Consider the following 19013-nt stretch of genomic DNA (forward strand, 5'->3'; position numbering starts at 1 on the left):
AATGCGTTATGTATTATGGATTTGATATTGGCGGCACCAAGATTGCGCTCGGCGTGTTTGATAAAGACCTCAAGCTGCAGTGGGAAACCCGTGTTCCCACGCCGCGCGAAAGCTACGACGAATTTTTAACCGCGATTGCCGCGCTGGTGGTGCAGGCCGATGAACGCTTTGGCGTGAAAGGCAGCGTCGGCATCGGCATTCCCGGGATGCCCGAAACCGACGACGGCACGCTGTATGCCGCCAACGTGCCTGCCGCCAGCGGTAAACCGCTGCGCGCCGATCTCTCTGCCCTCCTTGAACGCGACGTGCGTTTAGACAACGATGCCAACTGCTTTGCGCTCTCTGAAGCCTGGGATGATGAATTCCGCCGCTATCCGCTGGTGATGGGGCTGATCCTCGGTACCGGCGTCGGCGGGGGGATTGTGATCAACGGGAAGCCAATCACCGGGCGCAGCTACATCACCGGCGAGTTTGGCCATATCCGTCTGCCGGTGGATGCCCTGGAGGTGGTGGGGCGCGATTTCCCGCTGACCCGCTGCGGCTGCGGCCAGCACGGCTGTATTGAGAAATATCTCTCCGGTCGCGGGTTTGCATGGCTTTACGAACACTTCTATCATCAGAAACTTGAGGCCCCTCAAATCATTACCCTGTGGGAGCAAGGGGATGCGCAGGCGCGTGAGCACGTCGAGCGCTATCTGGATCTGCTGGCGGTGTGTCTGGGAAATATTCTCACCATCGTCGACCCGGATCTGCTGGTGATCGGGGGAGGGCTGTCAAACTTTACCGCGATTACGGAACGGTTGTCCGGGCGTTTGCCCCGACATTTATTGCCGGTTGCCCGCGTGCCGCGTATTGAACGCGCGCGACACGGGGACGCAGGAGGCATGCGCGGAGCCGCATTCCTTCATCTCACCGATTAGTTTACGAGGTTTCTATGCTGTCGCGTCGCCAGGGTCGACTCAGCCGTTTTCGCAAAAACAAACGCCGCTTACGTGAGCGCTTGCGCCAGCGGATCTTTTTCAGAGACAGAATGATGCCAGAAGCGATGGATAAACCCAGAGTGGTGGTGCTGACCGGAGCGGGGATCTCCGCCGAGTCAGGAATTCGAACCTTCCGAGCGGCGGACGGGCTGTGGGAAGAGCACCGCGTGGAGGATGTGGCCACGCCGGAAGGCTTTGCCCGCGATCCGGATCTCGTCCAGGCGTTTTACAACGCCCGCCGCCGTCAGCTTCAGCAGCCTGAGGTCGCGCCGAATGCGGCGCATCTGGCGCTGGCGAAGCTGGAAGAGGCGCTGGGCGATCGTTTTCTGCTGGTAACGCAGAATATCGACAACCTGCACGAGCGGGCCGGCAACAAGAACATCATCCACATGCACGGCGAGCTGCTCAAGGTTCGTTGCGCCTGGAGCGGCCAGGTGCTGGACTGGAAAGAGGACGTGCTGCCAGAGGATAAGTGCCACTGCTGCCAGTTCCCGTCGCGCCTGCGCCCGCACGTGGTCTGGTTCGGCGAAATGCCGCTGGGCATGGATGAGATCTACAGCGCGCTGGCGATGGCTGACGTGTTTATCGCCATCGGCACCTCCGGTCATGTTTACCCGGCGGCGGGGTTTGTCCACGAAGCGCGACTGCATGGTGCGCATACGGTTGAACTGAACCTTGAGCCAAGCCTGGTAGGCAGCGAGTTTGAAGAGAAACACTACGGTCTGGCAAGCGCGGTCGTCCCGGCGTTTGTCGACAAGCTGCTGAAAGGGCTGTAAGGGTAAGAGAGTAAACGGGCACCCGTCCAGCGGGTGCCCGTTTAGTTATGAATGGAAGAACGCCAGCGTCTTCTCCAGCGATTTAGCCTGCTCATCCAGCGAGAGCGCTGCCGCGGAGATCTGCTGAACCAGAGAGGCGTTCTGCTGGGTCGTGCTGTCCATCTGGTTAACGGCGGTGCTGACCTGGCTAATCCCCCGATTTTGCTCGTCCAGCGCCTGAACGATATCGTTAATGACCAGATGCACGTGCGACACCGCTTCAATCACCTGTTTCATCATCACCCCGGTCTCATTGACCAGCTCAACGCCTTTGCTTACGCGGCCTGAGGACTCGGCAATTAGCTGAGAGATCTCTTTTGCCGCGTTGGCGCTTCGCTGGGCAAGATTGCGCACTTCCCCTGCGACAACCGCGAAGCCGCGCCCCTGTTCGCCAGCCCGCGCCGCTTCAACGGCAGCATTCAGCGCCAGGATATTGGTCTGGAAGGCGATGCCGTCGACAATACTGTTAATCTCACCGATCTTACGCGCGCTCTCGTCAATCTCTCCGATCACAACGACCACGTCGTTCACCAGCGTTTCGCCATGCCCGGCGAGGCTCGCGGCGCGATCGGTCAGCGTCGTCGCCTTGTGGGCGTTGTCGGCGTTATTTTTCACCGTGACCGAAATCTCTTCCATGCTGGCTGCCGTTTCAACAATCGCCGCCGCCTGTTCTTCGGTTCGCGAGGCGAGGTCAAGATTGCCCGCCGAAATTTCGCTGGTGCCGCCGTGCACGGAATGGCTGGCTTCGCTGATATTGTCGACGATGCGCTTGAGCTGCATCTGCATGGTGTGCAGGGCATAAAAAATGCTGTGGGTATCCCCGGAACGTACCGGGATGGTGTTGTTCAGCTCTCCCCGGGCAACGGCCAGGGCGATCCCGGCGGCTTCCGAAGGCTCACCCCCGACCGGACGGTCAACTTTACGGGTAAAAATCTGCGCCATGACCATGCTAACCGCAACGATGCTTAACACCATCAGGATGATGGCTTTTAGTAAAAATGCGCGCGCTTCGGCCATCACTTCGCTGACCGGGGTGATAATGGCGAGTTTCCACGGCGTCTGGCTATTACCGACGGCGATCTTCTGCCAGGTGATGAACACGTCTTCCTTCAGCAGCGGATCGTTTACCCGGGTGACGTCATGACCGGTAATCTGACCGGCGTAAGGCTTACCTGCCGCGCGCTTGTCCGGGCTGGACACCACGTTATTACCCGCTGAAAGGAGCAGGGCGTAGCCTGTGCCGTTCCACGGTTTAATCGCGCCGATCGTCGATTGCAGCGTGGCGAGCGAGAAGTCAGAGGTGACCGAGCCCAGGAACTGACCGTCACGCATGATGGGGGCGGCAATCGAGGTGAGCATCACGTCCACGCCGTTGTAGGGATAAATATAGGGCTCGATGATCACATCTTTATGCCGTTGTTTCGGCAGCAGATAATAATCACCGCTGCCGGGGGTTTCGATGTCCGTCAGCAGGTGTAATGCCGGTTTGCCGGTGGCGTCCCGGTCAACGTAGCGGGCGTAGCGCCCGGTAGGATCTTCACCGGTCTGACCGGCCCAGGCGGCATCTTTATCGTCGAACGCGTTGGGCTCAAAGGCCATCGACATAGAAAGAAACTGCGGGTGAGCCGAAAGGTAGTGGATGAGCAGCTGGTTCAGACTCTGGCGATCGGATACGCCCGCCTCGCGCAGCGCCAGGGCGCTGTTGCCCATGTCTCGGGCGGCGGTCAGGGCAGAATCCAGCTGCTTGCTGACCTGCAACGATTGCACCTCGGCAATCTGGCGGATATGTTTTTTGGCCAGAACCTCCTGCTGTGCCATCCACTGCCACATCATAAACCCGATCGTTGCCGTAAAGCCCACCGTCACGGTGAGGAAAATGGACAATAGCATCAACGTCTTGACTCTTATTTTTTGTTTTCGGACCATGGCGTCTTTCATTCTCTTCTCCCGTAATGGCGTGCATGTCGGGCAGGCACTCAGTACTTATCGGATATTTCGTCCTCTTTCTGTAGAGCGCCGGATATATTTAATTTAAATTCCTTAATATTAAATCCCGTTAATTAGTGTGGATGCTTTTATTTTGTGCATTCAATCAAAATAGCGCTCGATAATGCTCGTTATCGTGGTGTAGAAAGAGGATGCTAATAAATATAAAGGTGTAGAGGAGGATGGGATATGTACGGATTTATTGCGCGACAACCCATTTTTAACCCTGAGATGAAGACGGTGGCCTATGAGCTGCTCTTCAGAGATGGGATGACAAACCGTTTTCCGGATGTGTCGGCGGAATATGCCACATCCAGAATGATATCGGACCAGTTTTTATGTGTGCCGTCCCAGCGCATTGCCGGGATGCACACGTCGTTTATTAATTTCCCTTCACGAATGGTCATTGACCGCAGCGGAGAAGCGCTCGATAAAGAGAGCGTGGTCATTGAGATCCTTGAAGATGCGGTGCCAGGGGCTGAACTGCTGCAGGCCGTCAGCGAGATGAATGCGCACGGCTATCAGTTTGCGCTTGATGATTTCACCCTTGCACCTGAATGGGATGCTTTTTTACCCTATATTTCGATACTGAAATTCGACGTCAGAAATTATTCCTTAGCGCAAATTAAAGCGTATCTGAAAGAGCGTAAACATCTGACCGGGCATATTAAATATCTCGCTGAAAAAATTGAGACTAAAGAGGAATTCGAACAATACCGGAAAGAAGGCTTTTCTCTTTTTCAGGGCTATTTTTTCTGCCGTCCGGAGGTCATTAAATATAAACGGCTATCGCAAAATCAGCTGGCGATTTTTCGGCTGCAAATGGAGGTTGGGCGCAATAAACCCGATTTTCGGATCGTCGAGTCGTTGATTAAAACCGACCTCACGCTGTCCTATAAGATCATGCGCTACATGAAACACACCGCATTTAAACATGTCGGTGCCTGTAATTTCAGTAAGTTAACCCTGAGTGAAGTGCTCAGATACCTCGGGGAAAACCAGCTGAGGCGGTTTGCTGCGGTCGTGGTCCTCGCCAGCGCGGGCAATGACACCGTCAGCGAGCTTTACCCGCTGAGTATGATGCGCGGTAAGTTCTGTGAGCTGATAGCTGAGACGATGAAAGAGCCCGCGCTGGCTGAAAATGCCTTCATGTGCGGCCTGTTCTCTCTGCTCGATACCCTCCTTGAGCTGCCGATGGCAGAGTTGATGAAGCAAATTGCGGTGCCGCAAAGCGTGAGCAATGCGCTGTGTCACCAGGAGGGACGTCTGGCCGATATGGTGAGCCTTTGCCGTTACTATGAACAGCAGCAGTGGGACGAGGCAACCCGGGTTCGTCAGGCGCTGGGTTTGTCCGATGAGGACGTGGTTGAGGCGATGAGAAAGGCGACGATCTGGGCAGGGGAGAATGCGGTCAGTTGATTCTTCCTCACGCCGTACGGGCGGCGCGAGGAAGAACGCGATACCGTTTAGCGCCCCGCTTTTAATTTCTGATAATACTCTTCGTAGAGGCGGCTGGCGTCACCGACATCGTTCTGCCATTCACCTTTGCTGATGGTTTCGGCATCCGGATAGAGCGATTTATCGTTAGCTACCTCAGGCTTCAGCAGCTTGCGTGCGGCGAGGTTTGGCGTCGGGTAGCCTATCGTCTCGGCAACCTGTTTCGCCACGTCCGGGCGCAGCAGGAAGTTAATCAGCTTATGCGCCCCTTCAACGTTTTTCGCGTTGGCGGGGATCGCAAGGCTGTCCATCCAGAAGATCCCGCCTTCTTTCGGCCAGACCACCTCAAGCGGTGTCCCGGCCTGGCGGGCCACGTACGCGGAGCCGTTCCACACCATCCCCAGATTCACTTCGCCTTCCATATACGGGTTTGCCGGGTTATCAGAGTTGAACGCCGCCACGTTAGGCATCAGCTTTTTCAGCTCGTTATACGCCGCTTCGATCTCTTTGGGATCCGTCGTGTTACCCGAATAGCCCAGCTTGCGCAGCGCGACCTGGAACACTTCACGCGCGTCGTCGGTTAACAGCAGGCTACCCTTGTACTCTGGTTTCCACAGGTCGGCCCAGCTGGTGACCGACTTCGGATCGACGGCATCACTGTTCACGCCAATCGCGGTTGCCCCCCAGATGTACGGAATGGAGTAGTCGTTATTCGGGTCGAACGGCTTGTTGAGCATCTCCGGATCGAGGTTTGAAAAATTAGCTAGCTTCGTTTTGTCGATCTTCTGGATCATGCCCTCTTTACGCATTTTGTCGACAAAGTAGGTGGAAGGCACGACCAGATCGTACGCGCCGTCTTTGTAGGTTTTCAGCTTGGCGTACATGGTTTCATTCGACTCGTAGGTCGAGTAGATCACCTTGATGCCCGTCTCCTTTGTGAACTGTTCCAGCAGGCCCGGCGGCACGTATTCGGTCCAGTTGTAGAAGTAGAGCGTTTTGCTGTCATCAGCGTGCGCGGCACCCATGCCAAGCACCAGCGCCGCAGCGGCGAGCATTTTTTTCATTTCATTGTCCCCTGAGATTTTGTTTTATCACGAGCAATAACCTGGCTGGCAATCACCAGAACCAGCGAAAACACCAGCAGAATGGTCGCCAGCGCGTTCACCTCCGGTGAGACGCCGACTTTCACCATTGAATAGATCTTCAACGGCAGAATTTCATAGCTCGGACCGGTGACGAAGGAGGACACGACTACGTCATCCATCGACAGGGTAAAGCTAAGCAGCCATCCGGCCGCCACGGCGGGCATCGCCAGCGGCAGAATGATTTTACGCAGGATGGTCATCTCGCTGGCGCCCAGATCTTTCGCCGCCTCCAGCATACGCACGTCGAACCCTTTAAGACGCGCAAAGACGGTCACCACCACAAACGGCAGGCAGAAGGTGATATGGGAAAACAGCAGCGACCAGAAGCCAAGCTGTACGCCCAGCAGCATAAACAGCACCAGCAGCGAAATGGCCATTACGATGTCCGGTGACATCATCACCACAAACAGCATGCCGCTGACGAACGGTTTGCCGCGAAAGCGATAGCGGTAGAGCGCCACGGCGGTGAGCGAGCCAATCAGCGTCGCGAAGGTGGCGGAGAAGATCGCCATCGTCAGCGAGTGCTGCGCGGCCTGCAGGAGACTGTCATTGTTCATCAGCAGGCTGTACCAGTTAGTGGTAAAGCCCTGCCAGTTAATCCCGAAGCGTGAACTGTTGAATGAGTTCACGATCAAAATAACGATCGGGATATAGAGCCAGGCATAAATGGCGGTCATAAAACCGCCGCGAAGCAGTCGACCGATCATTCGAGTTCCACCTTTTTATTCAGCAAGCGTGAGGCGCGCCAGTAGACCAGCAGCATCAGGCCCATGACCACCGTTAGCGTAATGCTGGTGGCGGAGCCGAACGGCCAGTCGCGGATGTTCAGGAACTGGCTCTTGATGACGTTACCGATCAGCAGGTTTTTCGCACCGCCCATCAGATCCGACACATAGAACAAGCCCATCGCCGGGAGCATCACCAGCAGACAGCCTGCGATAATGCCCGGCATCGTCAGCGGAATAATGATGCGGATAAAGGTCTGCAGCCTGCTGGCACCCAGATCTTTTGCCGCTTCCAGCAGCGGTTTATCCAGCTTCTCAATGCTGGAGTAAAGTGGCATCACCATAAACGGCAGCAGGATGTAGACCAGCCCGACAATCACCGCGCTCGGGGTGAACATAATACGGATCGGCGTATCAATCACCCCCAGCCACAGCAGAAACTCATTGAGATAGCCCTTTGTGCTGAGGAAAATCTTCAGGCCATAAATACGGATAAGCGAGTTCGTCCAGAAGGGAACAATCAGTAAAAACAGCAGCAGGGGCCGCACCTTTTGCGGCAGGCCCGCGAGGAACCATGCGAAGGGATAACCCAGCACCAGGCAGGCAACGGTGGCAATCAGCGCCATATTGAGCGAGTGCAGCAGCACGTCAAAATAGAGCGGATCGAGCAGGCGCGCGTAGTTGTCCAGCGTAAAGACCAGTGAAACGAAGTTAGCGTCGTCGCGGGTCAGGAAGCTGGTAGCAACGATCATCAGGTTGGGTAAAAAGACAAACAGCACAAGCCAACCGACGATCGTGGCGATCACCACATTCTGGAATTTACTTGTGTTCTTCATCAGCCAGCACAACCTCCCAGCTTTCTACCCAGTTGATAACCATTTTCTGGTCGAGAGAGTGGTCGAAGTCAGGGTCGTCTTCGTTAAAGAACTCGCTGACCATTACCATTTTGCCGTTCTCCAGCTCGACGACGGATTCCAGCGTCATCCCTTTGTAGTTGCGCTCGCGGATATAGCCGATAAGTCCTTCGGCCTCGGTGTTGCCGTGAATTTCGTCGACGCGCAGATCTTCCGGGCGGAGCAGAACGTTGAGCTTTTGTCCCTTTTCGACGGGGAAATTCACCGTGATATTGCACTCGCGTCCTTCGACGCTGGCGCGCACGCGCTGGTCGTCCAGACGCTCAATCACCGTGGCGTCGAAAATATTGATCTCGCCAATGAAGCTGGCGACAAACAGATTCTTCGGCTCTTCGTAGATTTCGCGCGGCGTGCCGTCCTGCTCGATTTTGCCGTCGCGCATCACCACGATGCGGTCGGACATGGTCAGGGCCTCTTCCTGATCGTGGGTGACGAAGACAAAGGTAATGCCGAGCTTGCGCTGCAGGGCTTTAAGCTCGTTCTGCATCTGCTTGCGCAGCTTGTAATCCAGCGCAGAGAGGGATTCATCCAGCAGGAGCAGACGCGGCTTGTTGACGACGGCGCGGGCAATGGCCACGCGCTGCTGTTGGCCGCCGGAAAGCTGATGGGGTTTACGCTGGGCAAACGTCTCAAGCTGAACCATGCGCAGGGCGTCGGTGACGCGCGGTTCGATCTCATTCGCCGGGGTTTTTTGCATCCGCAGGCCAAACGCCACGTTTTCAAACACGGTCATGTGCGGGAACAGGGCATAGCTCTGAAAGACGGTATTGACGTGGCGATCTTCGGCAGGAACCCGGGTGATGTCCTGGTTTTCAAGATGGATATGGCCGTTATCGACGCTTTCCAGCCCGGCGATAAGGCGCAGTACGGTTGTTTTGCCGCAGCCGGAAGGGCCAAGCAGCGTTAGAAACTCACCGTCATTGATGGTCAGATTGAGGTCGGAAATGACGTCTTTGCCATCAAAGCTTTTACGAATTCGTTCCAGCTTCACCAGCGGTGAACGTGAACGGGATTGTGTATTCAATTTTTGCGCTGTCCCATATAGACGCCTCAGGCAGCAGACTGAAGCGGGGTTTGTGTGTAACCACCTTGGTGACTCGTAATGAGGGCGGACATTCTACGGCAATCCCCTGTAATCGCCAATCCTTGTCACTGATTCATAAGCTACATTTATTAACGCATAACGATATAAACGGAAAATATTCTCGTTTGCGGGATAAAAGTGACCTGACGCAATATTTGCGTTTTGATGCTTATTGATAATGTTGTCACAAAAAGTGAGGGTGACTGCATGGATAAATTACTTGAGCGTTTTTTACAGTACGTTTCGCTGGATACCCAATCTAAGCCGGGTGTTCGCCAGGTGCCGAGCACCGAAGGCCAGTGGAAGTTATTAAACCTGCTTAAAGAGCAGCTTGACGCCATGGGGCTGGTCAACGTCACGTTAAGCGAAAAAGGCACTGTGATGGCAACGCTGCCGGCAAATGTCCAGGGCGATATTCCGGCGATTGGCTTTATCTCCCATGTCGACACCTCTCCGGATTTTAGCGGTAAACATGTGAACCCGCAGATTGTGGAAAACTACCGCGGCGGCGATATTGCGCTGGGTATTGGCGACGAAGTGCTCTCTCCGGTGATGTTCCCGGTTCTGCACCAGCTGCTGGGCCAGACGCTGATCACCACCGACGGCAAAACGCTGCTGGGGGCGGATGACAAGGCGGGTATCGCGGAGATCATGACCGCGCTGGCGGTGCTGAAAGAGAAAAATATCCCGCACGGGGATATCCGCGTGGCCTTTACGCCGGACGAAGAGGTCGGCAAGGGGGCGAAGCACTTCGACGTGGAGGCCTTTAACGCGCAGTGGGCCTATACCGTTGACGGCGGCGGCGTCGGTGAACTGGAGTATGAAAACTTCAATGCCGCGTCTGTTACGATCAAAATTGTCGGCAACAACGTTCACCCCGGTTCGGCGAAAGGCGTGATGGTGAACGCGCTGTCGCTGGCGTCACGCATTCATGCGGAAGTCCCGGCGGAAGAGAGCCCGGAACAGACCGAAGGGTATGAAGGGTTCTATCACCTGACCAGCATCAAAGGCACCGTGGACAGCGCGCAGATGCACTACATCATCCGCGATTTCGACCGCAAAGCCTTTGAAGCCCGCAAGCGTAAGATGATGGAGATCGCCAAGAAGGTCGGTAAAGGATTACACCCTGATTGCTATATTGAGCTGATCATTGAAGACAGCTATTACAATATGCGCGAGAAGGTGATGGCGCATCCGCATATTCTCGATATCGCCCAGCAGGCGATGCGCGACTGCGATATTGAACCGCAGCTGAAGCCGATTCGCGGCGGCACCGACGGTTCTCAGCTGTCGTTTATGGGGCTGCCGTGCCCGAACCTGTTTACCGGCGGCTACAACTACCATGGTAAGCACGAGTTTGTGACGCTGGAAGGAATGGAAAAAGCGGTGAAGGTGATTGTGCGGATCGCGGAGTTGACCGCTAAACGCTAAGAAAACGCCCGGTGGCGCTGCGCTTACCGGGCCTACGATCCGAATGTAGATACTGTTATGCGACGCAAGCATTTTCCTGGTGCAACGTGGCATCGAACGGGCGTCCTGATTTCAGGACGCCATACGCCACCTGCGCCAGCTTACGCATCATCGCTCCGATTATCAGCTTCGCTCCCTTGCCGTTCTTTTCCAGACGTGTCCTGAACGCTTTTCCCCACTCCGTTTTGTACAGCGCAACCATCGCGGGCATATACAGCGCCCTGCGAAGCGAGACATGGCCTGCCTTACTCATCCTGCTTGCCCTGGTTACGCTGCTTCCGGATTCATGCTGCCGCGGTGTCAGCCCTGCGAACGCCGCGAACTGCCGCGCCTGACCGAACCTGTCCTTCAGCCCCACATACGCCAGCAGTACGGCGGACGTCTTTTCACCGATACCCGGTATGCTGTCCAGCAGTTTTCGCCGGTGCTTCAGGTCCGGGTCGTCATCCGTCAGGTCCTTTATCTGTTTCTCCAGCCGCTTCAACTCCGCTTCCAGCCACAGGAGGTGCGCGTCGATGCTCGGCATCTGCACTTCCCGCGCCGTCTCCCGGCGGTTCAACTCCTGCGTGTGCATGTCCGTCAGGGACTGATGACGCAGTACCAGCGCCCGCAACGCGCGCTCCAGCGGATGGGGAGCCTCCCAGGCTGCCGGACGTTTCTGCCGGCAGAACTCTGCCAGCATACGGGCATCGACGGCATCGGTTTTACTGCGCAGGCCTTCGCTCTGCGCAAAGGCTTTACCCAGAGCAGGGTTGATGATGGATACGGTGAAACCGGCATCACTGAGGGACGCCGCGGCGTCTTCCATATAGGTGCTGGTCGCCTCCATGCAGATATGTGCCGGAGCCACATTATGGCTGCGGAGCCAGCTGAGCAGCTCCTCGTGGCCTTTAGGGGTGTTGGCAAACTTTTTGCTGCGGTGACGGCCATCAGGTCGCAACACATCGATATCCAGCTTAGCTTTGGAGACATCGATACCAATAAAGTGAAGTTCCTGTTCCATAGTGAAACCAACCTTGTGAATGCGGATTACCGGAAAAACCGGTCCATGATACTGTCCGGTTTGTCACTTGTGGAGAAGGGGCAGTCCACTGCAGGGATCTACAATACGGGCTCGTGGCCTGAGGCCGGGTACGGCATGTGGACTGCCTGACAGAAAGAACTGGCCGGTTCTTTCTGTACGGGGGATAATACAAGGCCGGGTAAGGCGCAGCCGCCACCCGGCATCAAGGCAAGGAATGCCCATGTCAAACTATCGTCGCCACTACGTCCCCGGTGGAACCTGGTTCTTCACCGTCAACCTGCAAAACCGCCAGAGCGATTTGCTTACCCGTCATATCGACAGCCTGCGTGCTGCCACCGCAACGGTTAAGCGTGCGAAGCCCTTCACCATCAACGCATGGGTTATTTTGCCTGAACATATGCACTGTATCTGGACCCTACCGGAAGGAGACAGTGATTTTTCGGCACGCTGGCGCGACATCAAAAAGACATTTAGCCGCAACATTGAAATGCGCCATATCTGGCAGCCACGCTTCTGGGAGCACACCGTCCGTAACGAAGAGGACTACCGGCGGCATATGGATTATGTCTATATCAATCCGCTGAAGCATGGCTATGTCAGCAAAGTCAGCGACTGGCCGTATTCAACGTTTCATCGGGACGTGGCTGAAGGGTTGTATCCGGTGGATTGGGCGGGAGAGATTGAGGATTTTATGGCAGGGGAGCGGAAGTAAAAAGCCGGGTGGCGGCTACGCCTTACCCGGCCTACATTCGGATCGTAGGCCCGGTAAGCGAAGCGCCACCGGGCATTAAAGCGACTCAGTCCTCAAAAAACCAGTACCCGCTGTTAACCAACGCGGCCAGCATCGCGAGGAAGGACGGGTCTTCCAGCGCATCTCCAAAGGTGTCGGCAGTCAACACCAGATGGCTGGCAATGGCTTCCAGCGCCGGACGGTGTGGGGAATCCAGCTTCTCGCCGTTGACGAACACCTCTTCGCCAATGCGCAGCACGCGCAACCCGCCCAGACGCGTCAGCTTGTCACCCTGCTGAAGCGCATCATAAATCTCGTCAGCCTGATAAGGCGGCTCCGGCGGCGCAACGTCCAGCTCATGACGAGACTGGCTGATAAACTCACCAAACCACTGTTTGAAATGCTCCGGCTCGTTGATCAGATCCAGCATCATGCCGCGCAGCTTATCGAGTTCTTCTGGCAGAATATCCGCCGGATGCTCGCGCGCAGGCACATCAGGATCGCTGTAACGATAGCTGCCCAGCTCGCGTTGTAGAACGTAGTCGGCAAATCCGCTGATCATCTCGCGACCGCTTGGCGCGCGGAAGCCGACGGAGTAGTTGAGTGAGTTTTCCAGGGAGTAGCCTTCGTGAGGGAATCCCGGCGGGATGTAGAGAATATCGCCTGGCTCCAGCTCTTCGTCGATAATCCCTTCAAACGGATCCACCTGAAGCAGATCCGGATGCGGGCAGTGCTGCTTCATTGGCACTTTTTCGCCCACGCGCCAGCGGCGGCGGCCCGTACCCTGGATAATAAACACGTCGTACTGGTCAAGGTGTGGACCCACGCCGCCGCCGGGTACCGAGAAGGAGATCATCAGATCGTCCATCCGCCAGTCGGGCAGGGCGCGGAACGGGCGCATTAAGGCGGCAGTTGGCTCGTGCCAGTGGTTGACCGCCTGCACCAGCAGCGACCAGTTGTTTTCACCGAGGTGATCGTAGCTTTCGAAAGGACCGTGGCTAACCTGCCATTTCCCGTCCTGGTGGCTGACCAGGCGGCTGTCGACTTCGTTTTCCATGGCCAGACCGGCCAGTTCGTCAGGCGAGATGGGGTCGACAAAATTTCTGAATCCGCGTTTCAGAACCACCGGGCGTTTTTGCCAGTAACGTTCAATAAACTCGGGCCAGTTAAGCGTTAAGTGATAATCCATATTTTTTTATTCCGCAGGCTCTTACTGACTCGGATTATAACGGAAGCTCAGCCCCCCGGCTGCGAGATCCTCGCATTTTTCACATAACGGGTTAACTATCGTTCAATGTGGGCTGCTGGCGACCAAAAATGACCTCCATTCTGGCGCCGCCCAGCAGGCTTTCACTGGTTTCGATTTTCCCGTCGTACTGGTCGACAATCTCCCGGGCGACGGCTAATCCAACGCCCTGGCCAGGGCGTAGCGTATCGGCGCGCTGACCGCGATCGAACACTACGTCACGCTTATTGCGCGGGATCCCCGGGCCATCATCCTCAACGATAATGTGCAGCTCATTTTCCGTCTGACGCGCAGAGACTTCCACGAACTCCAGGCAGTATTTGCAGGCGTTATCCAGCAGGTTACCCATCACTTCCATGAAGTCATTTTTTTCACCCACAAAGCTTATCTCTGGCGAGATATCGAGGCTGATGTTCACCCCTTTACGCTGATACACCTTGTTGAGGGCGGACGTGAGGTTATCCAGAAGCGGGGCTACCGGGTGCAGCTCGCGGCTCAGAAGCGCGCTGCCGGAACGCATGCTGGCGCGGTGCAGATAATAGCCAATTTGCTGTGAAATACGGCTGATCTGTTCCAGCATCACCGGCTCGGCATCATCGACGCTCAGCTTCGAACTGCGCATTGAACGCAGGGTACTTTGCATGACGGCCAGCGGGGTTTTCAGGCTGTGGGTCAGGTCGGTAAGGGTGGTGCGGTATTTATCGTAGCGTTCGCGTTCGCTTTTCAGCAGGCGGTTGAGGTTGCGCACCAGGCTGGTGAGCTCCCGGGTCGTTTCCGGGTTCAGCTTCTCGCGATGGTGTTCTTCCAGCTCGCGTACCTCGCGGGCCAGAGATTCAATTGGCCGCAGGCTCCACCAGGCTGCTACCCAAAGTAGCGGGATCACCAGCAGCAGATTGGCGGCAAGAACATACACGAACCAGCTCCAGACCTTATAAGAGCGTTTTAGCTCAACCGGAATGGTGTCGATCACCACAATGGTCAGCTGCGGCATGTTCATTGTCGCAGGGTAAATATTGATCGCCACGGAGTGCGTCATCTCCGTCTCGGCATCATCAGCGCGAATTTCATTGAGCTTCTGCTGCATAGAGCGATCTTCGCGGATCAGCGTGCTGGTGGTATTGAGATCGGCTTCAATCTCATGAAACCCGTTAGTTTTAAGCCACTCCGGACGAATGCTTTTGACCAGCCAGGGGATGTCGCGCTGCGCCCACAGTAACTTTCCCTTTTCGTTATAAATCAGGGCTAGAGTAGGGCTCTGCTGATTCAGATTTTCCGGCATTTCGACGGTGATTTTATTGTTTTCCCACTTCGCCAGGGTATAAAACAGATTGCTTTCGCCACGCAACAGGCGAAAGGTGGTTTTATCAAAGCTGACGCTGTAGCCCACCAGGGCGACCATGCCGTAGGAGAGCGACAGCACCAGCACGACCGCGGCTGTTGCCAGTAAGAAACGAACCCGCAGCGAGAGGGGCAGAATGTGGCGTAAAATCCGTCTCATTTAGCGTAATTCGAACAGGTAGCCCTGACCGCGGACGGTGGTAATCACATCCTGTGGATACTGCGCCTGAATTTTCTTACGCAAACGTCCCATCAGTACGTCAATGGTATGGCTCTCGCGCAGTTCAGCATCAGGATAGAGCTGGAGCATTAAGGAATCTTTGCTCACCACTTTGCCATTGTTGCGGATCAGCGTTTCCATGATGGTGTATTCGAAGGCGGTGAGCTTGATCACTTCATCATTGATCGCTAATTCCCGGCGGGAGAGATCGACCTGGAAAGGCGGGATGGAAATAACCTGTGAAGCCAGACCGCTGTTGCGGCGTAACAGCGCCTGCATGCGCGCCGCTACCTCTTCAATATGAAACGGCTTGGTGACGTAATCATCCGCACCCGCGCTGAGCACTTCAACCTTATCCTGCCAGCCTTCGCGGGCGGTGAGAACCAGAACCGGTAGGGAGACATCGTGGCTGCGCCAGCGGCGAATTAATGACAGACCGTCTTCGTCAGGCAACCCTAAATCGACAATGGCGATATCCGGCAGGTGTTCATTGAGATAATAATCGGCTTCTTTTGCATCTTCAGCATCGTCCACCTGATGTCCCATCTCCTGAAGCTGAACCTTCAGGTGATGACGTAGCAATGCGTTATCCTCAACAACCAGTACGCGCATCATCTCTTCTCCCTAAATAATTGGTATGAATAGTTTAACGCTGATTATGTTGTTGTGGGGATAAACATTGAGTAAACCGGGGAAAAGCATCCCCCTTTTCGGGCGAAAAGGGGGAGAGGGGCGTTATTTCAGCTCGTCAACCATGGTGATGGCGCGGCCAATGTAGTTCGCCGGGGTCATCGCCTTCAGGCGCGTTTTCTCTTCTTCCGGCAGCGCCAGACCGTCGATAAACTGCTTCATGCCTTCGGCGTCAACGCGTTTGCCGCGGGTCAGTTCTTTCAGCTTCTCGTAAGGTTTTTCGATGCCGTAACGGCGCATCACGGTCTGGATTGGCTCCGCCAGCACTTCCCAGTTGTGAGCCAGCTCGTCCAGCAGACGGTCGCGGTTCACTTCCAGTTTGCTCACGCCTTTCAGGGTGGACTGATACGCGATCAGCGCGTAGCCAATGCCCACGCCCAGGTTACGCAGTACGGTGGAGTCGGTCAGATCGCGCTGCCAGCGGGATACCGGCAGTTTGCTCGCCATATGCTGCAGCACGGCGTTCGCCAGGCCCAGGTTGCCTTCGGAGTTTTCGAAGTCGATTGGGTTGACTTTGTGCGGCATGGTAGAAGAGCCGATTTCACCGGCGATGGTTTTCTGCTTGAAGTGGTTCAGGGCGATGTAGCCCCACACGTCACGATCGAAGTCGATCAGGATGGTGTTGAAGCGCGCGATGCAGTCAAACAGTTCGGCGATATAGTCGTGCGGCTCAATCTGGGTGGTGTACGGGTTCCACTGAATGCCCAGAGAGGTCACGAACTCTTCGCTGAACTGGTGCCAGTCCACTTCCGGGTAAGCGGCGATGTGGGCGTTATAGTTACCGACCGCGCCGTTGATTTTGCCGAGGATCTCAACCTGCTCCAGCTGACGATACTGGCGCTCCATACGGTACGCGACGTTGGCCATCTCTTTACCCATCGTGGATGGGGTGGCTGGCTGACCGTGGGTACGGGAGAGCAGCGGAATGTCGCGGTATTCCACGGACAGCGCTTTTACCGCGTCAATGATTTTGCGCCAGTAAGGCAGGACCACCTCTTTGCGCGCGGTAGAGAGCATCAGCGCATGAGACAGGTTGTTGATGTCTTCAGAGGTACAGGCGAAGTGAATGAACTCAGACACGGCGTGCAGCGCAGGGACGCTTTCCACTTTCTCTTTCAGGAAGTACTCAACCGCTTTCACGTCGTGGTTGGTGGTGCGTTCAATGGTTTTAATGCGCGCGGCGTCTTGTTCGCTAAACTCGGCAACGATTTTATCAAGGTAATCGTTTGCCTTTTCGTCAAAAGCAGGAACTTCCTTGATTGCTGCCTGGGCGGCCAGCTTTTGCAGCCAGCGTACTTCAACCTGAACACGGAACTTCAGCAAACCATATTCGCTGAAGATCCCGCGCAGCGCGCTGACTTTATCGCCGTAGCGTCCATCGACAGGGGATACGGCGGTCAGTGAGGATAATTCCATAATTCGCAACTCCGGGAGGTTAACAATGAGCAAGAATTTGTTTTGCCTGAGTGGTCAGGCGATTACGAGAAAACATTAACTGCAGGCGGCCACCGCCAACCTGGTGCCACAGCACGGCGGCGCGGATCCCTGCCAGCAGTGACGCGCGCACTTTTGCCTGTACCTGCGGGCTTTGCAGTACGGCAGGGGAGCCGGTGACCTGAATACGCGGGCCCAGCGGGCTGATGACGTCAACATAAATGCCGGCCATGGCGCTGAGCAGCGTTTCGGACTGCAGGTCAAAATGATCGAGCTGACGCTGTAACCCGGCAATGCGATCGCCGAGAGTATTCAGCGCGCCTTTTGCTGCGCTCAGCTTACGCTCCAGCACCATCAGGCTCAACGTGTAGCGGGTCAGCTCCGCGTTTAATCCCTGACGGCTGCTGGCGTTAAGCACGCCAAGCAGGGTTTCAAGACCGAGACGAAGATTGGTTTCACTGCCGCCGAACACACCCAGGGTCGAGCCGGGGTTGAGATCGATAACGCTGTTCAGTGAAACGTGCAGGGCGTCAGCGTCGCAATGACCCTGATGTGCCAGCTGTTGCACCAGACGGGCTGACTGGCAAATTCCCGCCAGCGCCAGGGTGATGTCATAGTAGTTCTTCGCCACACGGTCTCCTTTATGTGTGCAATCGTATTAAACAGCAGGCAGCGGCAGGCGCTGTTCAATGATCCCGCCGCCCAGGCAGATCTCACCGCTGTAGAAGACAGCGGACTGACCCGGGGTGACGGCGGCAACCGGCTCGTCGAAACGCACGTCAATGCGATCGTCATCAAGCGCGGTAATGGTGCAAGGAATATCGGTCTGGCGGTAGCGGGTTTTCACCGTGCAGCGCAGCGTGCCTTTCAGCGACTCACGATCGACCCAGTGCAGCTGCTGCGCGATAAGGCCAATGGACATCAGACGCGGATGATCGTGGCCCTGGGCAACAACCAGAATATTGTTTTCGACGTCTTTGTCGACGACGTACCACGGATCTTCGCTACCTTCTTTGGTCCCGCCAATACCCAGGCCTTTGCGCTGGCCGAGCGTGTGGTACATCAGCCCCTGATGCTGGCCGATTTCTTCCCCGTCGACGGTGACAATTTTACCCGGCTGTGCAGGCAGGTAGCGTCCCAGGAAATCGCGGAATTTGCGCTCGCCGATGAAGCAGATGCCGGTAGAGTCTTTTTTCTTCGCGGTGATCAGGTCCAGCTCTTCGGCGATTTTACGTACCTGCGGCTTTTCCAGCTCGCCGACCGGGAACAGGCTCTGGGCGATCTGCTCGTGGCTCAGCGTATAGAGGAAATAGCTTTGATCTTTGTTGCCGTCCAGACCGCGCAGCAGCTGGCTTTTGCCATTCACGTCTGCGCGACGCACGTAGTGACCGGTCGCAATATAGTCTGCGCCCAAATCTTCCGCGGCGAATTCCAGGAAGGCCTTAAATTTGATCTCTTTGTTGCACAGAATATCCGGGTTCGGCGTACGGCCCGCTTTGTACTCTTCCAGGAAGAGTTCAAAAACGTTATCCCAGTATTCTGCGGCAAAGTTAACGGTGTGCAGTTCAATGCCGAGCTTATCGCATACGGCCTGCGCGTCGGCGAGATCCGCTGCGGCGGTGCAGTATTCCTCGCCATCATCTTCCTCCCAGTTCTTCATGAACAGGCCCTCCACCTTATAGCCCTGTTGCTGTAACAGGTAGGCGGAAACGGAGGAATCGACACCGCCGGACATGCCGACGATCACTTTTTTCTGGCTGTTATCTGACATGGAA

The 19013-nt window shown here is 55.8% G+C and carries 17 protein-coding genes; 5 read left to right on the top strand and 12 right to left on the bottom strand.

All coding sequences use genetic code 11. The annotated features are described in order from the left end of the window. Positions 1–8 precede the first annotated feature (8 nt). Both nagK and cobB read left to right on the top strand, forming a co-directional pair. Positions 9–920 carry an N-acetylglucosamine kinase gene (gene nagK / locus L370_RS06635; RefSeq protein WP_023335300.1) on the top strand — a complete coding sequence of 304 codons (912 nt, stop codon included), beginning with the start codon at positions 9–11 and terminating at the stop codon, positions 918–920. 14 nt (positions 921–934) lie between these two features. Then, the gene (gene cobB, locus L370_RS06630; protein ID WP_023335301.1) at positions 935–1756 is read left to right on the top strand and encodes a Sir2 family NAD+-dependent deacetylase; all 822 of its coding nucleotides are present in this window, start codon (positions 935–937) and stop codon (positions 1754–1756) included. Between the two features lie 45 nt (positions 1757–1801). Here cobB and L370_RS06625 read toward each other — a convergent pair whose 3' ends face one another. Next, entirely contained in the window at positions 1802–3733 is a 1932-nt protein-coding gene (locus tag L370_RS06625) for a methyl-accepting chemotaxis protein (RefSeq protein ID WP_023335302.1), read from the bottom strand. Between the two features lie 237 nt (positions 3734–3970). Here L370_RS06625 and L370_RS06620 point away from each other — a divergent pair, with 237 nt between their 5' ends. Beyond that, a complete protein-coding gene (locus L370_RS06620; protein WP_023335303.1) occupies positions 3971–5200 on the top strand; it encodes an EAL and HDOD domain-containing protein in 1230 nt (409 codons plus the stop codon). 47 nt (positions 5201–5247) lie between these two features. Here the strand turns inward: L370_RS06620 and potD are convergent, their stop codons facing one another. The 4 genes from potD to potA are packed head-to-tail and all read right to left on the bottom strand — an operon-like array spanning position 5248 to position 9056. Further along, entirely contained in the window at positions 5248–6282 is a 1035-nt protein-coding gene (gene potD, locus L370_RS06615) for a spermidine/putrescine ABC transporter substrate-binding protein PotD (protein WP_023335304.1), read from the bottom strand. Then, a complete protein-coding gene (gene potC, locus L370_RS06610; RefSeq protein ID WP_023335305.1) occupies positions 6279–7070 on the bottom strand; it encodes a spermidine/putrescine ABC transporter permease PotC in 792 nt (263 codons plus the stop codon). Before potC ends, potD begins: the two co-directional genes overlap by 4 nt. Beyond that, positions 7067–7924 (bottom strand): spermidine/putrescine ABC transporter permease PotB, encoded by an 858-nt coding sequence (gene potB / locus L370_RS06605; RefSeq protein ID WP_023335306.1) that lies wholly within the window; start codon positions 7922–7924, stop codon positions 7067–7069. Before potB ends, potC begins: the two co-directional genes overlap by 4 nt. After that, a complete protein-coding gene (potA, locus tag L370_RS06600) occupies positions 7908–9056 on the bottom strand; it encodes a spermidine/putrescine ABC transporter ATP-binding protein PotA (protein ID WP_181013003.1) in 1149 nt (382 codons plus the stop codon). The genes potB and potA overlap by 17 nt, the downstream gene beginning before the upstream one ends. Positions 9057–9293: 237 nt before the next feature. Here potA and pepT point away from each other — a divergent pair, with 237 nt between their 5' ends. Next, a complete protein-coding gene (gene pepT, locus L370_RS06595) occupies positions 9294–10517 on the top strand; it encodes a peptidase T (RefSeq protein WP_023335308.1) in 1224 nt (407 codons plus the stop codon). 55 nt (positions 10518–10572) lie between these two features. Here the strand turns inward: pepT and L370_RS06590 are convergent, their stop codons facing one another. After that, positions 10573–11559: an IS110 family transposase gene (locus L370_RS06590; RefSeq protein ID WP_023334272.1), complete on the bottom strand. Its 987-nt coding sequence runs from the start codon at positions 11557–11559 to the stop codon at positions 10573–10575. 241 nt (positions 11560–11800) lie between these two features. On the opposite strand from L370_RS06590, the gene L370_RS06585 reads away from it, so the two are divergent. Then, the gene (locus L370_RS06585; RefSeq protein ID WP_023335309.1) at positions 11801–12292 is read left to right on the top strand and encodes an REP-associated tyrosine transposase; all 492 of its coding nucleotides are present in this window, start codon (positions 11801–11803) and stop codon (positions 12290–12292) included. 85 nt (positions 12293–12377) lie between these two features. Here L370_RS06585 and L370_RS06580 read toward each other — a convergent pair whose 3' ends face one another. The 6 genes from L370_RS06580 to mnmA form a co-directional block, all read right to left on the bottom strand. Beyond that, the gene (locus tag L370_RS06580; RefSeq protein ID WP_023335310.1) at positions 12378–13499 is read right to left on the bottom strand and encodes a ribosomal protein uL16 3-hydroxylase; all 1122 of its coding nucleotides are present in this window, start codon (positions 13497–13499) and stop codon (positions 12378–12380) included. Positions 13500–13590: 91 nt separating this feature from the next. Then, positions 13591–15054 (bottom strand): two-component system sensor histidine kinase PhoQ, encoded by a 1464-nt coding sequence (gene phoQ, locus L370_RS06575; RefSeq protein WP_023335311.1) that lies wholly within the window; start codon positions 15052–15054, stop codon positions 13591–13593. After that, positions 15055–15726: a two-component system response regulator PhoP gene (gene phoP, locus L370_RS06570; protein WP_028019015.1), complete on the bottom strand. Its 672-nt coding sequence runs from the start codon at positions 15724–15726 to the stop codon at positions 15055–15057. It lies immediately after the preceding gene. Between the two features lie 123 nt (positions 15727–15849). Beyond that, positions 15850–17220: an adenylosuccinate lyase gene (gene purB, locus L370_RS06565; RefSeq protein ID WP_023335312.1), complete on the bottom strand. Its 1371-nt coding sequence runs from the start codon at positions 17218–17220 to the stop codon at positions 15850–15852. Between the two features lie 19 nt (positions 17221–17239). After that, complete coding sequence (gene hflD / locus L370_RS06560) at positions 17240–17869, bottom strand: high frequency lysogenization protein HflD (protein WP_013097081.1); 630 nt, start codon at positions 17867–17869, stop codon at positions 17240–17242. 27 nt (positions 17870–17896) lie between these two features. Beyond that, a complete protein-coding gene (mnmA, locus tag L370_RS06555; protein WP_032666594.1) occupies positions 17897–19009 on the bottom strand; it encodes a tRNA 2-thiouridine(34) synthase MnmA in 1113 nt (370 codons plus the stop codon). Positions 19010–19013 lie beyond the last annotated feature (4 nt).

The organism is Enterobacter sp. MGH 24, from assembly GCF_000493015.1.
Classification (GTDB): Bacteria; Pseudomonadota; Gammaproteobacteria; order Enterobacterales; family Enterobacteriaceae; genus Enterobacter.